Source organism: Brachybacterium sp. NPDC056505 (genome assembly GCF_042794925.1).
GTDB classification, from domain to species: domain Bacteria; phylum Actinomycetota; class Actinomycetes; order Actinomycetales; family Dermabacteraceae; genus Brachybacterium; species Brachybacterium kimchii.
Window position 1 is genome coordinate 14,177 of the sequence record NZ_JBHTSV010000044.1, and the last position, 15,399, is coordinate 29,575.

The window sequence follows — 15,399 nt, forward strand, 5'->3', positions numbered from 1 at the left end:
TGCGGTCATGCTCGGGCGCCTCAGCTGCTCGGGAGCAGATCGTGCACGGTGATGGTGTCCTCGCGGTCCGGGCCCACGCCGATGGCGCTGATCCGGCAGCCGGCGAGCTCCTCGAGGCGGGCGACGTAAGCGCGCGCGTTCTCCGGGAGCTCCTCGAGGGTGCGGCATCCCGAGATGTCCTCGGTCCACCCGGGCAGCGTCTCGTAGACGGGCACCGCGTGGTGGAAGTCGGTCTGGGTCATCGGCATCTCGCGGTGGATCACGCCGTCCACGTCGTAGGCGGTGCAGATCGGCACCTCCTCGATGCCGGTGAGCACGTCGAGCTTGGTGAGCACGATGTCGGTGAAGCCGTTGATGCGCTGGGCGTGACGGATCATGAGCGCGTCGTACCAGCCGCAGCGCCGGGGGCGACCGGTGTTCACGCCGACCTCGCCGCCGGTGGTCTGGAGGTACTCGCCCCACTTGTCCTCGAGCTCCGTCGGGAAGGGGCCCGCGCCGACGCGCGTCGTGTAGGCCTTCACGATCCCGATCACGCGGTCGATGCGGGTGGGGCCGATGCCGGCGCCGATGCAGGCGCCTCCCGCGGTCGGGTTCGAGCTGGTGACGAACGGGTAGGTGCCGTGGTCGACGTCCAGGTACGTGGCCTGGCCGCCCTCCATGAGCACGACCTCGTCGCGATCCAGGGCGGTGTTCAGCAGCTCGACGGTGTCCACGACCATCGGACGCAGACGCTCCGCGTAGGAGAGCAGCCCCTCGACGATCTCGTCGACCTCGACGGCGCGGCGGTTGTAGAGCTTCACGAGCAGCTCGTTCTTCTGCCGCAGGGCGCCCTCGACCTTCTGGCGCAGGATGGACTCGTCGAAGAGGTCCTGGACGCGGATCCCCAGACGCCCCACCTTGTCCATGTAGGCCGGGCCGATCCCGCGGCCCGTGGTGCCGATCGCACGCTTGCCCAGGAAGCGCTCGGTGACCTTGTCGAGCGTCTGGTGGTACGGGGCGACGACGTGCGCGTTCGCGCTGATGCGCAGACGGGCCGTGTCCACGCCGCGGCTGTCGAGCGTCGCGATCTCCTCGAAGAGCGCCTCGAGGTTCACCACCACGCCGTTGCCGATCACGGGCGTCACCTGCGGGGAGAGGATGCCGGCGGGAAGGAGCTTGAGCTCGAACTTCTCGCCGTGGACGACCACGGTGTGCCCGGCGTTGTTGCCGCCGTTGGGCTTGACCACGTAATCGACGCGCTCACCGAGCAGGTCGGTGGCCTTCCCCTTCCCCTCGTCCCCCCATTGGGCTCCGACGATCACGACGGCCGGCATGGCAGCTCCTGCAGCGGGTGGGACGGTGGATGGACCTCGGAGAGTCTAGCAATCGGCGCCTGGGTCCCCGGGCCCACCGGGGACTCAGCCCAGCAGGCTCGGATCGGCGTCCTGGACGAAGTCGCGGATGCGCTCGGCCTCCTCGCGCTCGCCGATGCGGCCGGCGGACTCGCCGAGCAGCGCGAGCGCCTTGAGGAATCCGCGGTTCGGGGCGTGGGAGGCGGGGATCGGCCCCTGGCCCTTCCAGCCGGCGCGGCGCAGGGCGTCCAGCCCGCGGTGGTACCCGGTGCGGGCGTAGGCGTAGGCGGCGACCGGGTCCTCGGACTCGAGCGCCTCCTGGGCGAGCTCGGCCCAGGCGAGCGACGAGGCGGGGTAGCGGGCGGCGAGCTCGCGGGCGTCGGCCCCGTCGGCGAGCGCGGACGCGACGGCGGTGTCCGGGTGGTCCTCGGGCAGGTAGGTCGGGGGGATGCCCAGCAGGTTCTCGGCCCCGATCGGGCGGGAGGTCTCGTTCATGGATCCATCGTATGCGGGAGGGACCGGCCGACGGGCGCTGCCGGGAGGCCGCGCATGGGGCCAGACGGGCCCGGAGGGGCCCCGGACGGCCGCGAACCTCTCACAGGAGTGTGTGCTCGCGCACGGCACCTGGTAGAAACAGGGTCATGGATCGAACATCCGACGGGTCCGAGCTGCTCACGGGACCCGGCGCCGGAGGCCTGCTGCGCTCGGCAGTGGGCAATGCCGGCGGCGTGCTGCGCACGTGGGAGCTCGATCACGTCGACCACCGGCCCGGCCGCTCGACGAAGGCCCTCTACCGCACCACGGTCTCCTGGCCGGAGATCGACGGTGCGCAGGCGCCCGCGCGCGAGGAGCTGTTCGGCGCGAGCGCCCACGTGGGCGAGCAGGAGAAGGACCTCCTGGACGCCGAGAACTCCATGGTGATGACCGACGGCGACATCAACGTGCGCGTCTGGCGCTACCCCCACGACCCGTGGCTGCCGATGCTCCCGAAGGTCTGCTACCCGGACGTCGTGGGCCGCACCCTCGTGGACATGGGCGTGCCGCTGATGCCGGGCACCGCCGAGCACGTCCCGATCGAGGTCATCTCGTACCGCCCGGGCCGACGCGCCGTGCTGCGCGCGCAGCTGCCCGATCGCGGCCTGTACCTCAAGGTCATGCAGCCGCGCCGCTCCGGCGAGATCGTCGAGCGCCACCGCCATCTGCTCGCCGCGGGCGTGCCCGTGCCGCGCGTGATCGCGCATCGCGAGGGTCTTGTCGTGCTCGAGGAGCTGCCGGGCATGCCGCTCTCGCGGGCCATCCTCGACCAGGGCGTCGACGCCTGCCGCGCCGAGGACCTGGTGGCGATGCTCGACCGCCTCCCCGCCTCTCTCTTCCCACTGCCCATGCGGCCGCCGTGGACGGATTCGATCGAGTTCTACGCCGGGATCGTGAGCTCCTCGCTGCCGTCGCTGGGCCCGCGCGTCGACGCCCTCGTGCGCGAGATCCGCGAGGGCCTCGCGGCCGTCGGCCGACGTCAGGACCTCTCCGCCCACGACGTCGTCCACGGCGACTTCTACGAGGCGCAGGTGTTCGTCGACGGCGGCGAGGTGGTGGGCGTCCTGGACATCGACACGGTGGGCCCGGGACGCCGGGCCGACGACCTCGCGTGCCTGCTCGCCCACCTCAGCGTCCTCGCCGACGAGGGCAGCACCCGGCGTATCGACCCCGCCGTGCAGCAGCGCGTGCTCACGGCGATCGACGCCTGGCAGAAGGTGTTCACGCGCCGCGTGGATCCCACCGAGCTGGCCCTGCGCAGCGCGGGCGTCGTGCTCTCCCTCGCCACGGGCCCGCACCGGCAGCAGGAGGCCGCCTGGCAGGCCGCGACCGAGGCGATCGTGCGGATCGCGGAGCGCTGGGTCGAGGCCGCCCGCACCGCCGAGTCCGAGCGCATCGCCGCGCAGCAGGCGGAGCCGACCGGCTCGGGCGCGCCTGGAGCGCCGGCTCCGGCGCCCACACAGGGAGGGCACCCCTCACCGCGCACTCCCCCGCAGCAGACCCCGCCGCCCCAGACACCCCCGACGCAGGCCGCGTCGCCGTCGGGCACCCCGGACGGCTCGCCACCGGCGCCGCAGGGCGGGGCGGCTCCGCAGGCCCCGTTCCCCGGCGACGACTCCCCCACCCTCGAGCGGCGCATCCCCCCGGGTCTGGACGGCTGAGGCGGCGGGGCCGCACGGAGGTGCGGTGCACCGGCTTCGACGTCGAACCCACGGCCCGCGCCGCCTACGTCGGGCCCGATACCCTCGCAGCATGCGAGCAGTGCTGCAGAGGGTCGACGGCGCGAGCGTCGAGGTGGAGGGTCCCGAGGGACGCGAGACGACGGGTGCCGTCGTGGGCGAGGGGCTGCTCGCCCTGGTCGGCGTCACCCACGGGGACGGGCCCGAGCAGGTCGCCGTGCTCGCCCGGAAGATCTGCGAGCTGCGGATCCTCGACGGCGAGCGCTCGGTGCTCGACGCGGGCGCACAGGTGCTCGTGGTCTCCCAGTTCACGCTCTACGGCGACGCTCGCAAGGGACGCCGGCCGTCCTGGTCGAAGGCCGCTCCCGGCGAGGTCGCCGAGCCTCTCGTCGACGACCTCGCGGCGGAGATCCGCGTGCGCGGCATCGAGGTCTCGACCGGCCGCTTCGGTGCGCACATGCGGGTCTCGCTCACGAACGACGGTCCCTTCACGGTCCTCCTCGAGGCCTGAGAGCCGGCCCGTCGGCCGGGCGGGGACGGCGTCGTCGGTCGCGCGGAAGGCGGCGTCGGCCCAGGGTCAGCGCACCATCGGCGGCGCCGGCTCCCCGGCCACGGACTCCTGCGTCTCGCCGGCCTCGCCCGCACCGAGCGGAGCGATCGCCGAGAGGCCGTCGTTCTCGTGGCTGAGCTGCAGGAACGCCAGGTGCGCCTCGTAGCAGTCGAGGACATCGCCGATCACCTGCTGCTCGCTCATGCCCATGAGGTCGTAGCCCGCGGAGCCGGTCTGGGAGAACACCTCGAGCCGCCAGTAGCGCTGCTCGCCGCGGGAGGCCTTCGACCCGATCTGCGGCACCGGGGCCTGCACCGAGGCGGCACGGTAGAGGAAGTCGCGCTCCTGGCCCATCGGGACCGTGAGCACGAACTCGTCGACCCCGGTGAGGGGCTCCTCGGTGCGCGAGACCTCCGCCTCGGTGCCGGAGGAGCGGAACTCGGCCGCGACCTCCTCGAGGGCGGGGCCGACGACCGCGTCCGCGAAGGCCGCGACCTGGTCCCTGCCGGGATAGGTGCGGATCGACGCCATCCGCTGTCGCCACGAACGACCGGAGCCCGAACGGCGCTGGCCGGCCGAGCGCAGACGCGCCCAGCCCGCGCGCTCGGCGGCCTCCATGCGCAGCACCTTGGTGAAGGAGAACATCACCAGGTAGGCGATGATCGTCACCGGCAGCGCGAAGATCAGCGTCGCGTACTCCATCGTGGTGACGCCGCCGGCGATGAGCATCGCGACCGTGAGCACCGCCGTGAGCACCGCCCAGTAGATGCGCAGCCACTTCGGCCCGTCCTCGCCGGGATCACGGATGCTCGAGGAGAAGTTCGACATGACCATCGCCCCCGAGTTCGCGCTGGTCAGGTAGAACAGCAGGCCGGAGAGGGTCGCGAGCCCGATGAGGAAGGCGGCGCCGGGGAACATCTCCAGCAGGGCGTACCAGCCCTCCTCGGGGCTCGACATCGCGAGCTTCCCGAAGGCGTCGTTGCCGGCGAGCACCTCGGCCATCGCGGAGTTGCCGAACACCGAGACGATGAGGAGGTCGCACAGCACCGGGGCGGTGATCGCGGCGATCACGAACTCGCGCAGGGTCCTACCGCGCGAGATGCGCGCGAGGAACAGGCCCACGAACGGCCCCCACGCGAGCCAGAACGCCCAGAAGAACAGGGTCCATCCGGCCATCCAGTCCGAACCGCCGGGCTCGTAGGCCATGGTCTCCATGGTGCGGCCCGGCAGGCTGGTGACGAAGCGGCCGATGTTCTCGACGATCGCGGAGAGCAGGAACGCGGTGCGGCCGGTGACGATGATGTAGAGCAGCATCGCGCCGGCGATCCAGATGTTCAGCTCCGAGATCAGGCGGATGCCCTTGTCCACGCCCGAGGTGCAGGCGGCGATCGTCATCACCACGGCGATCGCGACGAGCGCGATCTGGACGGCGAGCCCGGAGGGCAGGCCCAGCAGGTGCTCGAGGCCGATGTTCAGCAGGACCACGCCGATGCCCATCGAGGTGGCGACCCCGAAGACGGTGCCCACGAGGGTGACGATGTCGATCACGTGGCCGGTGGCGCCGCGCACGCGCTTGCCGAAGAGCGGGTAGAGGACCGCGCGGATGCTCAGCGGCATCCCCCACCGGTAGGCGAAGTAGCCCATCGCCATGCCCAGGAGGGAGTACATCGACCAGCCGGCGACGCCGTAGTGGAAGATCGTCCAGACCACCGCGTCGCGGGCGGCCTCGGCGCTCTCGGCCTCGAGGGTCGGCGGCGCGTAGTACTGGGTGACCGGGCCGGTCACCGAGAAGAACAGCATGTCGATGCCGACGCCCGCGGCGAACAGCATCGCGACCCACGTGAACAGGCTGTACTGCGGGCGCGAGTGGTCGGGGCCGAGCCGCACGGTCCCCTGCTTCGACAGCGCCACCCAGATCACGAAGCCGATCACGACCGTCACGGTGAGCACGTAGAACCAGCCCAGGTTCGTCGAGATCCAGCCGACGGCCCCCTCGAGCGCGCTCTGGGCGCCGCCCGGCCTGACGATCGCCCACAGGGAGAAGGCGAGGATGACGGCGGAGGAGACGCCGAGGACGATCCGGTTCACGCGGATCCCGCCGGAGGGCTCGAGGTCCGACTGACCGCGGTGCATCTCCTCGCTCGTCGAGGGCGGGCGCCTCTCCTGGCGCGCGGCCTCGGCTGCCCGCCGCGCGGAAGCCCGCCGCTCGGCGGAGGCCCGGGTCGGGGCACCGGGTTCGAGATGCTGGTCGTCGGCTTCGTGCACGCGGTCCTCCGCTTCGTCGGGTGTCCTGGGCGGGCACCCGGTGTGCGGTCGGCGCGGTGGGGCCGGTCGGGCACGGCGGACGTGCGCGACGCGGCCGACGCGGTCGGCACCGTCGGAGCGCGGCACGGCGGTCTCGCCGTGGCATCGCGCGCGGAGCAGGCAGGGCGGCGGATGGTGCTCGCGGCCCGTGCGGCGCTGCGGTCGGCATCGTCCGGGCGCCCGGTGCTTCCATGCTAGGGACCTGGGATGGTCCTGCAAAATTCCGGAGAGCAAGCAGACACGGCGCCCGTCACCGCGCGCGCAGTCCACGCCCGGGCCGCGCCAGACCGCCGTCGGGGCCGTGGATTAGTCTGGTCGCATGACCTACACACTCGTGCTGCTCCGCCACGGCGAGAGCGAATGGAACGCGAAGAACCTGTTCACCGGCTGGGTCGACGTGCCGCTGTCGGAGTCCGGGAAGGCCGAGGCGACCGCCGGCGGCGAGCTGCTGGCCCGCGAGGGCGTGCTGCCCGACGTCGTCCACACCTCGCTGCTGCGTCGCGCGATCATGACCGCGAACCTGTCGCTGGACGCGGCCGACCGCCACTGGATCCCGGTGCGCCGCGACTGGCGGCTGAACGAGCGCCACTACGGCGCGCTGCAGGGTCTGGACAAGGCGGAGATCCGCGAGAAGTACGGCGAGGAGCAGTTCATGGCATGGCGCCGCTCCTACGACGTGCCACCCCCCGAGATCGAGTTCGGCACCGAGTTCAGCCAGGACCAGGACCCCCGTTACGCGGACCTGGGCGACCAGCTCCCCCACACCGAGTGCCTCAAGGATGTCGTCGAGCGCTTCCTGCCGTACTGGGAGGAGGGCATCAAGCCCGATCTGCGCGACGGGAGGACGGTCCTGGTGGCCGCCCACGGCAACTCGCTGCGCGCCCTGGTGAAGCACCTCGACGGCATCAGCGACGAGGAGATCGCGGGGCTGAACATCCCCACCGGTCAGCCGCTGGTCTACGAGCTCGACGAGAGCTTCCGGCCCGTCGAGAAGGGCGGACGCTACCTCGACCCGGTCGCCGCGAAGGCCGCCGCCGAGGCCGTCGCCAACCAGGGCAAGAAGTGAGCGGTCTGCCCGACATCTCGCGCTGAGCACGCGCGGAGCGCGGCCCGGTCGCACGCGGCGCCCATGGGGAGTTCTCCCCATGGGCGCCGCGGCGCATCCGGCCTAGCGTGGGTGTGCGCCACGTCATACCGAGGCGCGCATCCCACCCCTCGAAGGAGACTCCGATGCTCGATCGACGAACCCTTCTGCGCCGCGCCGGGCTCAGCGCCCTCGCCCTCTCCGGCATCGCCGCCGCAGCTCCCGCCGCCTCCGCCGCCACCCCGAAGAACCTGCCCACGACCTGGCAGCAGCAGGAGACGGTCTACTGGTGCGGGCCGACGGCCGTGGCCATCGCCCTGAGCGCTCTCGGGGACGCGCCCTCCCCCGCCGCCCTCGCCGACGAGCTCGGCACCACGCAGGCGGGCACGAACTTCGGCGCGGTCTCCCCGGTCCTGACCGCGCACTCCCCCGGCGCCGCCTACCGCGACCAGTGGATGGAGTCCACCACCGCCAGCGAGGCCGATGCCGATCTGCTGTGGGAGCGCGCGACCGCGAACGTCGACGACGGCTTCGCGACCGTGCTCAACTGGTGGGTGATGCCCGGCGAGTACCCCGATTGGGGCGGGAACACCGGCGAGATCTTCCACTTCGTCGCCGTCGACGGCTACGACCCCGACGAGCGCACCCTGAGGATCGCCGACCCCGCGGGCACGACCCTCTCCTCCGACCTTCCGCAGCACCACCAGCTGCCCGTGCAGCAGGTCGCGACCTATTGCGCGGGCAGGGGCTACTTCTGGTGATCCGCGCCTGGAGTCCGGCTCGTCCGCCTCGGCTCAGCGCCGGCGGCGGGTCCCGAACAGCGACCGCGTGATCTCGCGGCCGAGCACCGTCCCGGCCGAGCGGATGAAGGACTTCACCGCGGGGTTGCCCATGAAGCCCTCGTCCTTCTTCCCTCTCTGCTTCCCGTCGTGCTTCCCGTCCTTCGACCGCTTCTCCGCCGTCGTCCCCTGCCCCGCGGGGGCCGCCTGCTCGTCGCGCCTGCCGAGGATCTCGTAGGCCGACTCGCGGTCGACGACCTCGGTGTAGGGCGCGAGCGGGGAGGCGGCGACGATCTTCTCGAGCTCCTCCTTCGGCGCCGGATCCATCGAGGACTCGGGCGCGCGCACCGCGGTGACGGCCACCGGCGTCGGCGCGCCGTCCTCGCTCATCACGGTCACCACGGCCTCGCCTGTCCTCAGCGAGGGGATGACCTCGACGAGGTCGTAGTCGCTGGTCGGGAAGGTGGAGGCCGTCGCCTTGAGGGCCTTCGCATCGTCCGGCGTATAGGCGCGCAGGGCGTGCTGGACGCGGTTGCCGAGCTGCGCGAGGACGTCCCCGGGCACGTCCTTCGGGGTCTGGGTGATGAAGAAGATGCCCACGCCCTTGGAGCGGATGAGGCGGACGGTCTGGACGACCTGCTCGAGGAAGGCCTTCGAGGCGTCCTTGAACAGCAGGTGCGCCTCGTCGAAGAAGAACACGAGCTTGGGCTTGTCCGCGTCCCCGACCTCGGGGAGATCCTGGTAGAGGTCCGCGAGCAGCCACATCATGAACGTCGAGAACAGGGTGGGGCGGGTGGCCACGTCGGGCAGCTCGAGGCAGGAGATGATGCCGGTGCCGTCGGAGGCGGTGCGCAGCAGGTCCTGGGTGTCGAAGGCGGGCTCGCCGAAGAAGACGTCGGCCCCGGAGTTCTCGAACTCGGTGAGCTCGCGCAGGATCACCCCGGCCGTCGCGGCGGAGACGCCGCCGATGCCCTTGAGCTCCTGCTTGCCCTCGTCGTCGGCCGTGAGGAACTGGATGAGCGCGCGCAGGTCCTTGAGGTCCAGCAGGCCCAGGCCCTTGGTGTCCGCGTAGTGGAAGATGAGCCCGAGCGAGGACTCCTGGGTGTCGTTCAGGCCCAGGGTCTTGGACATCAGCACGGGCCCGAAGTCGCTCACGGTGGTGCGGATGGGGATGCCCGTCCCCTGCCCGCCGAGGGTGAGGATCTCCGAGGTCCCCGCGCGGGAGGTCCACTCCTGGCCGCGGGCGGCGGCGCGCGCGCTGAGCTTCTCTCTCGCCGCGCCCGGGACCGCGATGCCCGAGAGGTCGCCCTTCATGTCCGCGACGAACACCGGGGTGCCCGCGGCGGCGATCTGCTCGGCGATGACCTGCAGGGTCTTGGTCTTGCCGGTGCCGGTCGCGCCCGCGATGAGGCCGTGACGGTTGAGCATGTCCAGCGCGAGGTTCACGGGCACCTGCGGATCGGGCTCGCCTTCCCTCACGAGAACGCCCAGGTGAATCTGCGTGCCCTCGAAGTCGTAGGCGTCGCGCACAGCGGTCGCCTTCCCGTCGAGCGCAGCGGCCGGCGCGTCCGACGCGGCTGCGGGATCGGGGGCGGGGGTGGTCGCGGACTCGTCGGTCATGGATCCTCCTCGAAGCGTCATGATCGCCACGATCGTAGCCGGAGGGCACGTAGGCTTCCTGCGTGACCCGCACCGATGCGCACCCCTCCGTCCCCGGCCGCTCCGAGCCCCACGCCGAGCGCGGAGCCCTGCCCGAGGGATACCTGCCGACGGGCGTCGCCGCGACCGGCGCACTCACCGAGGACGAGGTCGCCCGTGCACTCACCGCGGACGACCGTGACGCCCTGCTCGAGCGCCTGGGCATCACCGACCAGGACCACGAGGAGCTCTCGGCGCTGATCCCCCGCGCCCTCGCGGTGCCCGAGGTCCTCGCCGCGATCACCCGCACCGCGAACCTGCTGCGCGCGTCGGCCGGTCTCGACGCGCCCGCCGCACCGCTCGCGGACCTCGCCGAGGCGCACAGCGCCCTGCAGCAGCAGATCGCCCCCGGCGAGGGGCTCATCGCGATCCTCGCCCATGTGGTCTCCACGGACACGGTGCGCACCTGGCACGCCCAGCGCAGGCTCTCGGAGGCGCAGTCCTGGCACGTGCTCTCCGACCTCGGCCAGCAGATGCGCGTGCACCGCGCCAGCAGCCACGGTCGACTGGGCCTGCATCAGGTCTCCTGGACCGCGATGAACTGGTGCGGTCGGCTCGTCCATCTCGGGCGCCTGCAGTTCGATCTGCATCGCTCGGCGGCCGACCGCCGATGGATCATCGGCGTGCACATCCCGGCGACCGGTCCCCTGAACCCCGCCGACGTCGAGGCGAGCTTCGAGGCCGCGAGCGCGTACTTCCCGGAGGCCTATCCCGATCTCGTCGCCGCCGCGCCCGCGGGCGCCGCCGCCTTCGGCCGCGAGTTCGAATGCCATTCGTGGCTCATGAACCGGGTGCTCGTGGACTCCCTGGGCACGGACTCGAACATCGGCGCCTTCGTGGACCGCTTCGAGATCCTCGAGAACAGCCGCGACGACGACGGCGCCGCGTTCTTCGTGTTCAGCGCGCGCCCTCCGTACGATCCCGCGGCGCTGCCGCGACGGAGCCGGCTCGAGCGCGAGGTCGGCGGGCGTCTGGGCGACGGACGAGGCTGGGAGTCGGGGCGCGGACACCTGGTCCGCTGAACCTGCTGGATCGGCGGAGTCCGCTCGATCGGCTGAGTCCGCCGGATCGGCTGCGTCCGCTGAGCGGCGACCCGCTCAGCTCGTGATGCGGCGGGTCCCCACCACGTGCGAGACGTGGTCGAACTCCTCGAGGACCGTCGTGCCCCGCGCCATCGACAGGGAGAACGCGCTGCGGGAGACGGCGAATCCGAGCTGCACCGCGATGACCGCGCGCTCGTAGAGCTGCGGGTCCTCCGCGGCCCCGCCCGCGAAGGTCTCCACGTCCTCGCCGATGAGCTCCTCCGCCTGCTCCTGCGTGAGCGGGCCGACGCGCACGCGGCGCTCGAAGGCGGCGATCAGCGCCGACTGCATGTGCGCCGTGCGCCCCGCGCTCACCGCATGGAGACTCGGTTCGCGGTGCAGCACGCGCTTCTTCAGCTCGCGCAGACCGAGGTCCGCATCGGCCGTGCGGATGATCTGGCGCAGCACCTCGCGCAGCGCCTGCTCCGGCGTCGCCCCGGGGCTCACCGTCAGCAGGGCGCGCCACGACTCGTCAGGGCCGAGCACCGGAAGACCCAGCACCGCGGACTCCTTCGACGCCCAGTGGTTGAAGAAGGTGCGGGGGGAGATCCCCGCGCGCTCGGCGATCATCTCGACGGTGACGCTGTCCAGACCGTGCTCGGCGACGAGCTCGAGGGCGGCGCGGTGCATGTCGGCGCGCGCCTGGCGCTTCTTGCGCTCGCGCAGCCCGCATTCGGGGGCGAGCTCCGGGCTTCGCTGCAGGTCTCCGGAGGGGATGGAGCCGGTGCTGGTGCCCGGCTCGGTGTCTGGCGCGCTGCTCACGGAGCGACCGTAGCCCACCTCACGAGAAAAGTGCAGTGACTGCAATTGTGCAGTGACTGCAATCGCAGTAGTGTTGACCGGTCGAAGCTCGATGGAGCGCTCCGGCCACTCCGCGTGCGCTCTCCCCGCGCACCCGCCGTCACCGATCGCCCCTTCTGGACTCAGGAGAATTCTTGACCTCCACCACGTCATCCGCGCCCAGCACCCGCAGCGGGCCCCGCGGCGGGAACGAGCAGGCCTTCACCGGGCTCGACCGGGCCGGCAAGCTCGTCTTCGCCGGTCTCATGCTCGGCATGTTCGTCGCCTCGCTCTCGCAGACCATCGTCGGCCCCGCGATGCCGCGCATCGTCGCCGAGCTCGGCGGCCTCGCGCACTACAACTGGATCGCGACCGCCGCGATGCTCGTCTCCGCCGTCGCCGTCCCGATCGTCGGCAAGCTCTCCGACCTCTACGGCCGCCGCTGGTTCTACCTCGCGGGCCTCGCGATCTTCATGGTCGGCTCGATCCTCGCGGGCATGTCCACGAACTTCTGGTTCCTGGTCTTCGCCCGCGCCGTGCAGGGCCTGGGCATGGGCACCCTGATGCCGCTGTCGCAGACCATCATCGGCGACATCATCCCGCCCCGTCAGCGCGGCAAGTACCAGGGCCTGATGGGCGCCGTGTTCGGCGTCTCCTCGGTGGTGGGCCCGCTGATCGGCGGCTCGATCACCGACAGCTTCGGCTGGCGCTGGCTGTTCTACCTGACCCTGCCCATCGGCATCCTGGCCTTCATCTTCATCTTCAAGTTCCTGCACCTCGAGCACACCGCCAAGAGCGGCAAGGTCGACATGCTGGGCATGATCACGCTGACCCCAGCGCTGGTGGTGGGTCTGCTGGCGACCACCTGGGGCGGCACCTCCTACGAGTGGTCCTCCCCCGTGATCATCGGGATGTACGCGGTCACGGCCGTGCTGCTCGTGGTGTTCGTGATCATCGAGAACAAGGTCGCCGAGCCGCTGCTGCCGATGCACATGCTGGCCCGCCCGATCATCGCGCTCTCGGTCGCCGCGTCCTTCGCGATCGCCGTGGCGATGTTCGGCGCGATCATCTACATCCCCGTCTACGCGCAGGGCGTCCTGGGGGTCTCCGCCACGAACTCGGGTGCGATCCTCATCCCGCTCTCCGTCGCCATGATCCTCACCTCGATCGTGGTCGGCATCCTGATCTCGAAGCTCGGCAACTACAAGATCTTCCTGGTCGCCGGCGGGATCGTGCTGGTGGTCGGCTACTACCTGCTGCAGAACATGCAGTACGGCGACTCGCAGTGGCACCTCACGCTCGCGATGGTCGTGATCGGCCTGGGCCTGGGACTGTGCATGCAGGTGTACACCCTCGTGGTCCAGAACGCCGTCGCGCAGCACGAGCTGGGCGTCGCCACCTCGGCAGTGCAGTTCTTCCGCAACATGGGCTCCACCATCGGCACGGCGGTGCTGGGCACCGTGATGAGCGCGCAGATGGCCACCGCCATCCAGGACAAGATCTCCGCGCTTCCGAAGCAGGATCTCGCTCAGCTCGCGAAGATGCAGGCCAGCGGCGGCGGCATCGACTCCTCGGACCTCGAGAGCTCCGTGCTGGACCCCTCGAAGCTCGAGAAGCTGCCCGGCTTCCTCGCCGACGCGATCCGCAGCGGCATGGGCGATGCGATGCACGACGTGTTCCTCACCGCCGTGCCCTTCGTGATCGCTGCGCTGCTGCTCTCGCTGTTCATCAAGCAGATGCCGCTGCGCGACACCCTCCATGTGGCCGACGAGCCGGGCACCACGACCGGCCAGTTCGCCGCGGTGGGCGGCTCGGGTCCGCTCGCGGAGTCCTCGGTCCACGACGAGGAGGAGCCGGCGTTCGCGTCCGACGCCCCGTCGACCCAGGGCGCCGAGGCCGCGCAAGCGGGGTCCGAGCCTGCCTCCGGGTCCGCGCAGACCGGGTCCGCGCAGGCTGGTGAGGGGTCCGCCGAGGGCGCACCCACGGCCGCGGAGTCCGAGCCCGCGCATCACCAGACGCACCGCGCCGACGGTCCCCCGCAGCACGGTCGTCACGCCGAGCGCTGATCCCGCCACCGGCGCCGGCACGCCGCGCACCCGATGAGGCCCCGCACCACGAGATGGTGCGGGCCTCGTCGCTGTCCGGTCCCCCCGGGCTCCGGAGGGCTCCTGTGTCCCCGGTGTCTCCGGTGGCTCCGGTGGCTCCGTGGCCGACGCGCCCCGCGGCGCGGGGTCGGGCCGCCGCGAGCCGGCACCCGACCTCGAGCCCGCACGGCACGTGGGACCATGGACGGGTGCTGCTGAGCGACCACGTCCCGCCCCGTCTGCCCGAGATCCCCGGCCACCGCCTCTCCTCGCGCGTGCCCATGGAGCCCGACGTCGAGCCCGTCGCCGCTCTCCTCGGCGCGGCCCAGGACGCCGTGGACCCCGATGCCGCGCCCATCGACATCGACCACCTGCGCTCGCAGATGGTGGGGCTGCGCTCCTGGTCCCGGCGGCAGGTCGTGATCGTGCCGGCGGAGCCCGACGGCACGATCCGCGCCGACGCCCTGCCGATCGCCTGGATCGCCCTCGAGGACCGGGCGCAGGGCCGCACGGACCTGCAGACCGTGATCGCTGCGGACGCGCCCGCCCGGGACGAGCTCAGCGCCGCGCTGATCGCCTGGGCCGTCGAGGTGGCCGGCTCCTTCGCCCGCCACCGCGGGGTCGACTCCACGCAGCTGAGCGTCGACATCGACGAGCGCGACGCCGATCGCGCCGCCCAGCTCGCCGCCGGGGGCCTCGAGAAGGTGCGCACCTGGCTGCACATGCGCCGCGGCGTGCTCGCCCAGGAGGCCGACTCCCTGCCGGGCCCCCGCCCCGGGGTCCGCGTGCGCCCCGTGCACCTGCACCCCTCGGGGCTGCCCGTCGCCCAGGACGTGCGCAGCGTGCACCGCATGCTCGAGGAGTCCTTCGCCGACCACTTCAGCTCGTACCGCGAGTCCTTCGCCGAGTTCTCGCAGCGGCTCGTGGAGTCCCCCGAGGAGGCCGACTGGGACCTGTGGTGGATCGCGGAGATCGACCACGACGGGGACGGCGCCTGGCTGCCCGCCGGCGGGCTCGTCGCCTCGACGCGTCCCGCGCACGAGACCGGCCACGGCCGCGTCGGCGAGGGCACCTACCTCGACTACCTGGGGGTGCACCGCTCCGCCCGTGGGCACGGCGTCGCCAAGGCGCTGCTGCGCGCGGCGATCGCCGATGCGGCGCGCCGCGGCCGCGACCACGTGGACCTCGAGGTGGACGCGGACTCCCCCACCAGCGCCGACGGCCTCTACAGGTCCATGGGCTGGGAGACGTTCGAGCGCACGCAGTCCTGGCACCGGGACGTGCCGCCCCACCCCTCCCGGCTCCTGGAGCCCGAGACCGAGGACGACGACGCCTGACATCTGCCCGACGACGCGCACCCGGGACCCGGCGGCGCGCGCCACGGGTGCGCCGGGGTGCGCGCCGGGGTGCGCGCCGCGAGGGCGAGGGCCCCTGGCCTCGGGCGGATGACGGCAACGGGCCTCTGGTGAGGAGCCACGGCATATATGCCGTGGC

General features: G+C 72.0%; 12 protein-coding genes. 7 read left to right on the top strand and 5 right to left on the bottom strand.

Annotation, left to right across the window (positions count from 1 at the left end; all coding sequences use genetic code 11):
* Positions 1-20 precede the first annotated feature (20 nt).
* Positions 21-1,313 carry an adenylosuccinate synthase gene (locus ACFQ53_RS15845; RefSeq protein ID WP_249478891.1) on the bottom strand — a complete coding sequence of 431 codons (1,293 nt, stop codon included), beginning with the start codon at positions 1,311-1,313 and terminating at the stop codon, positions 21-23.
* 84 nt (positions 1,314-1,397) lie between these two features.
* Positions 1,398-1,826, bottom strand: coding sequence for a DUF3151 domain-containing protein (locus tag ACFQ53_RS15850; protein WP_152351699.1), 429 nt, complete (start codon positions 1,824-1,826; stop codon positions 1,398-1,400).
* Between the two features lie 146 nt (positions 1,827-1,972).
* Between ACFQ53_RS15850 and ACFQ53_RS15855 the strand changes: the two genes are divergently transcribed.
* Both ACFQ53_RS15855 and dtd read left to right on the top strand, forming a co-directional pair.
* Positions 1,973-3,526, top strand: coding sequence for a phosphotransferase (locus ACFQ53_RS15855; RefSeq protein ID WP_377861353.1), 1,554 nt, complete (start codon positions 1,973-1,975; stop codon positions 3,524-3,526).
* A gap of 91 nt (positions 3,527-3,617) precedes the next feature.
* A complete protein-coding gene (gene dtd, locus ACFQ53_RS15860) occupies positions 3,618-4,055 on the top strand; it encodes a D-aminoacyl-tRNA deacylase (RefSeq protein ID WP_377861356.1) in 438 nt (145 codons plus the stop codon).
* A 66-nt stretch (positions 4,056-4,121) separates the two neighbouring features.
* On the opposite strand, the gene betT is transcribed toward dtd, so the two are convergent.
* Positions 4,122-6,359, bottom strand: coding sequence for a choline BCCT transporter BetT (gene betT, locus ACFQ53_RS15865; RefSeq protein ID WP_377861359.1), 2,238 nt, complete (start codon positions 6,357-6,359; stop codon positions 4,122-4,124).
* 358 nt (positions 6,360-6,717) lie between these two features.
* On the opposite strand from betT, the gene ACFQ53_RS15870 reads away from it, so the two are divergent.
* Both ACFQ53_RS15870 and ACFQ53_RS15875 read left to right on the top strand, forming a co-directional pair.
* Complete coding sequence (locus ACFQ53_RS15870; protein ID WP_249478887.1) at positions 6,718-7,464, top strand: phosphoglyceromutase; 747 nt, start codon at positions 6,718-6,720, stop codon at positions 7,462-7,464.
* 164 nt (positions 7,465-7,628) lie between these two features.
* A complete protein-coding gene (locus ACFQ53_RS15875; protein WP_377861362.1) occupies positions 7,629-8,243 on the top strand; it encodes a C39 family peptidase in 615 nt (204 codons plus the stop codon).
* A 33-nt stretch (positions 8,244-8,276) separates the two neighbouring features.
* Here ACFQ53_RS15875 and ACFQ53_RS15880 read toward each other — a convergent pair whose 3' ends face one another.
* A complete protein-coding gene (locus ACFQ53_RS15880; protein WP_377861365.1) occupies positions 8,277-9,881 on the bottom strand; it encodes a helicase HerA-like domain-containing protein in 1,605 nt (534 codons plus the stop codon).
* A gap of 62 nt (positions 9,882-9,943) precedes the next feature.
* Between ACFQ53_RS15880 and ACFQ53_RS15885 the strand changes: the two genes are divergently transcribed.
* Complete coding sequence (locus tag ACFQ53_RS15885) at positions 9,944-10,981, top strand: acyltransferase domain-containing protein (RefSeq protein WP_377861367.1); 1,038 nt, start codon at positions 9,944-9,946, stop codon at positions 10,979-10,981.
* Between the two features lie 75 nt (positions 10,982-11,056).
* On the opposite strand, the gene ACFQ53_RS15890 is transcribed toward ACFQ53_RS15885, so the two are convergent.
* On the bottom strand, positions 11,057-11,803 hold the full coding sequence (locus tag ACFQ53_RS15890; protein ID WP_377861370.1) for a TetR/AcrR family transcriptional regulator: 747 nt from the start codon (positions 11,801-11,803) through the stop codon (positions 11,057-11,059).
* Positions 11,804-11,976: 173 nt separating this feature from the next.
* On the opposite strand from ACFQ53_RS15890, the gene ACFQ53_RS15895 reads away from it, so the two are divergent.
* Positions 11,977-13,887: an MDR family MFS transporter gene (locus tag ACFQ53_RS15895; RefSeq protein ID WP_377861372.1), complete on the top strand. Its 1,911-nt coding sequence runs from the start codon at positions 11,977-11,979 to the stop codon at positions 13,885-13,887.
* A gap of 227 nt (positions 13,888-14,114) precedes the next feature.
* The gene (locus tag ACFQ53_RS15900) at positions 14,115-15,242 is read left to right on the top strand and encodes a GNAT family N-acetyltransferase (RefSeq protein ID WP_377861375.1); all 1,128 of its coding nucleotides are present in this window, start codon (positions 14,115-14,117) and stop codon (positions 15,240-15,242) included.
* The last annotated feature ends 157 nt before the right edge of the window (positions 15,243-15,399 follow it).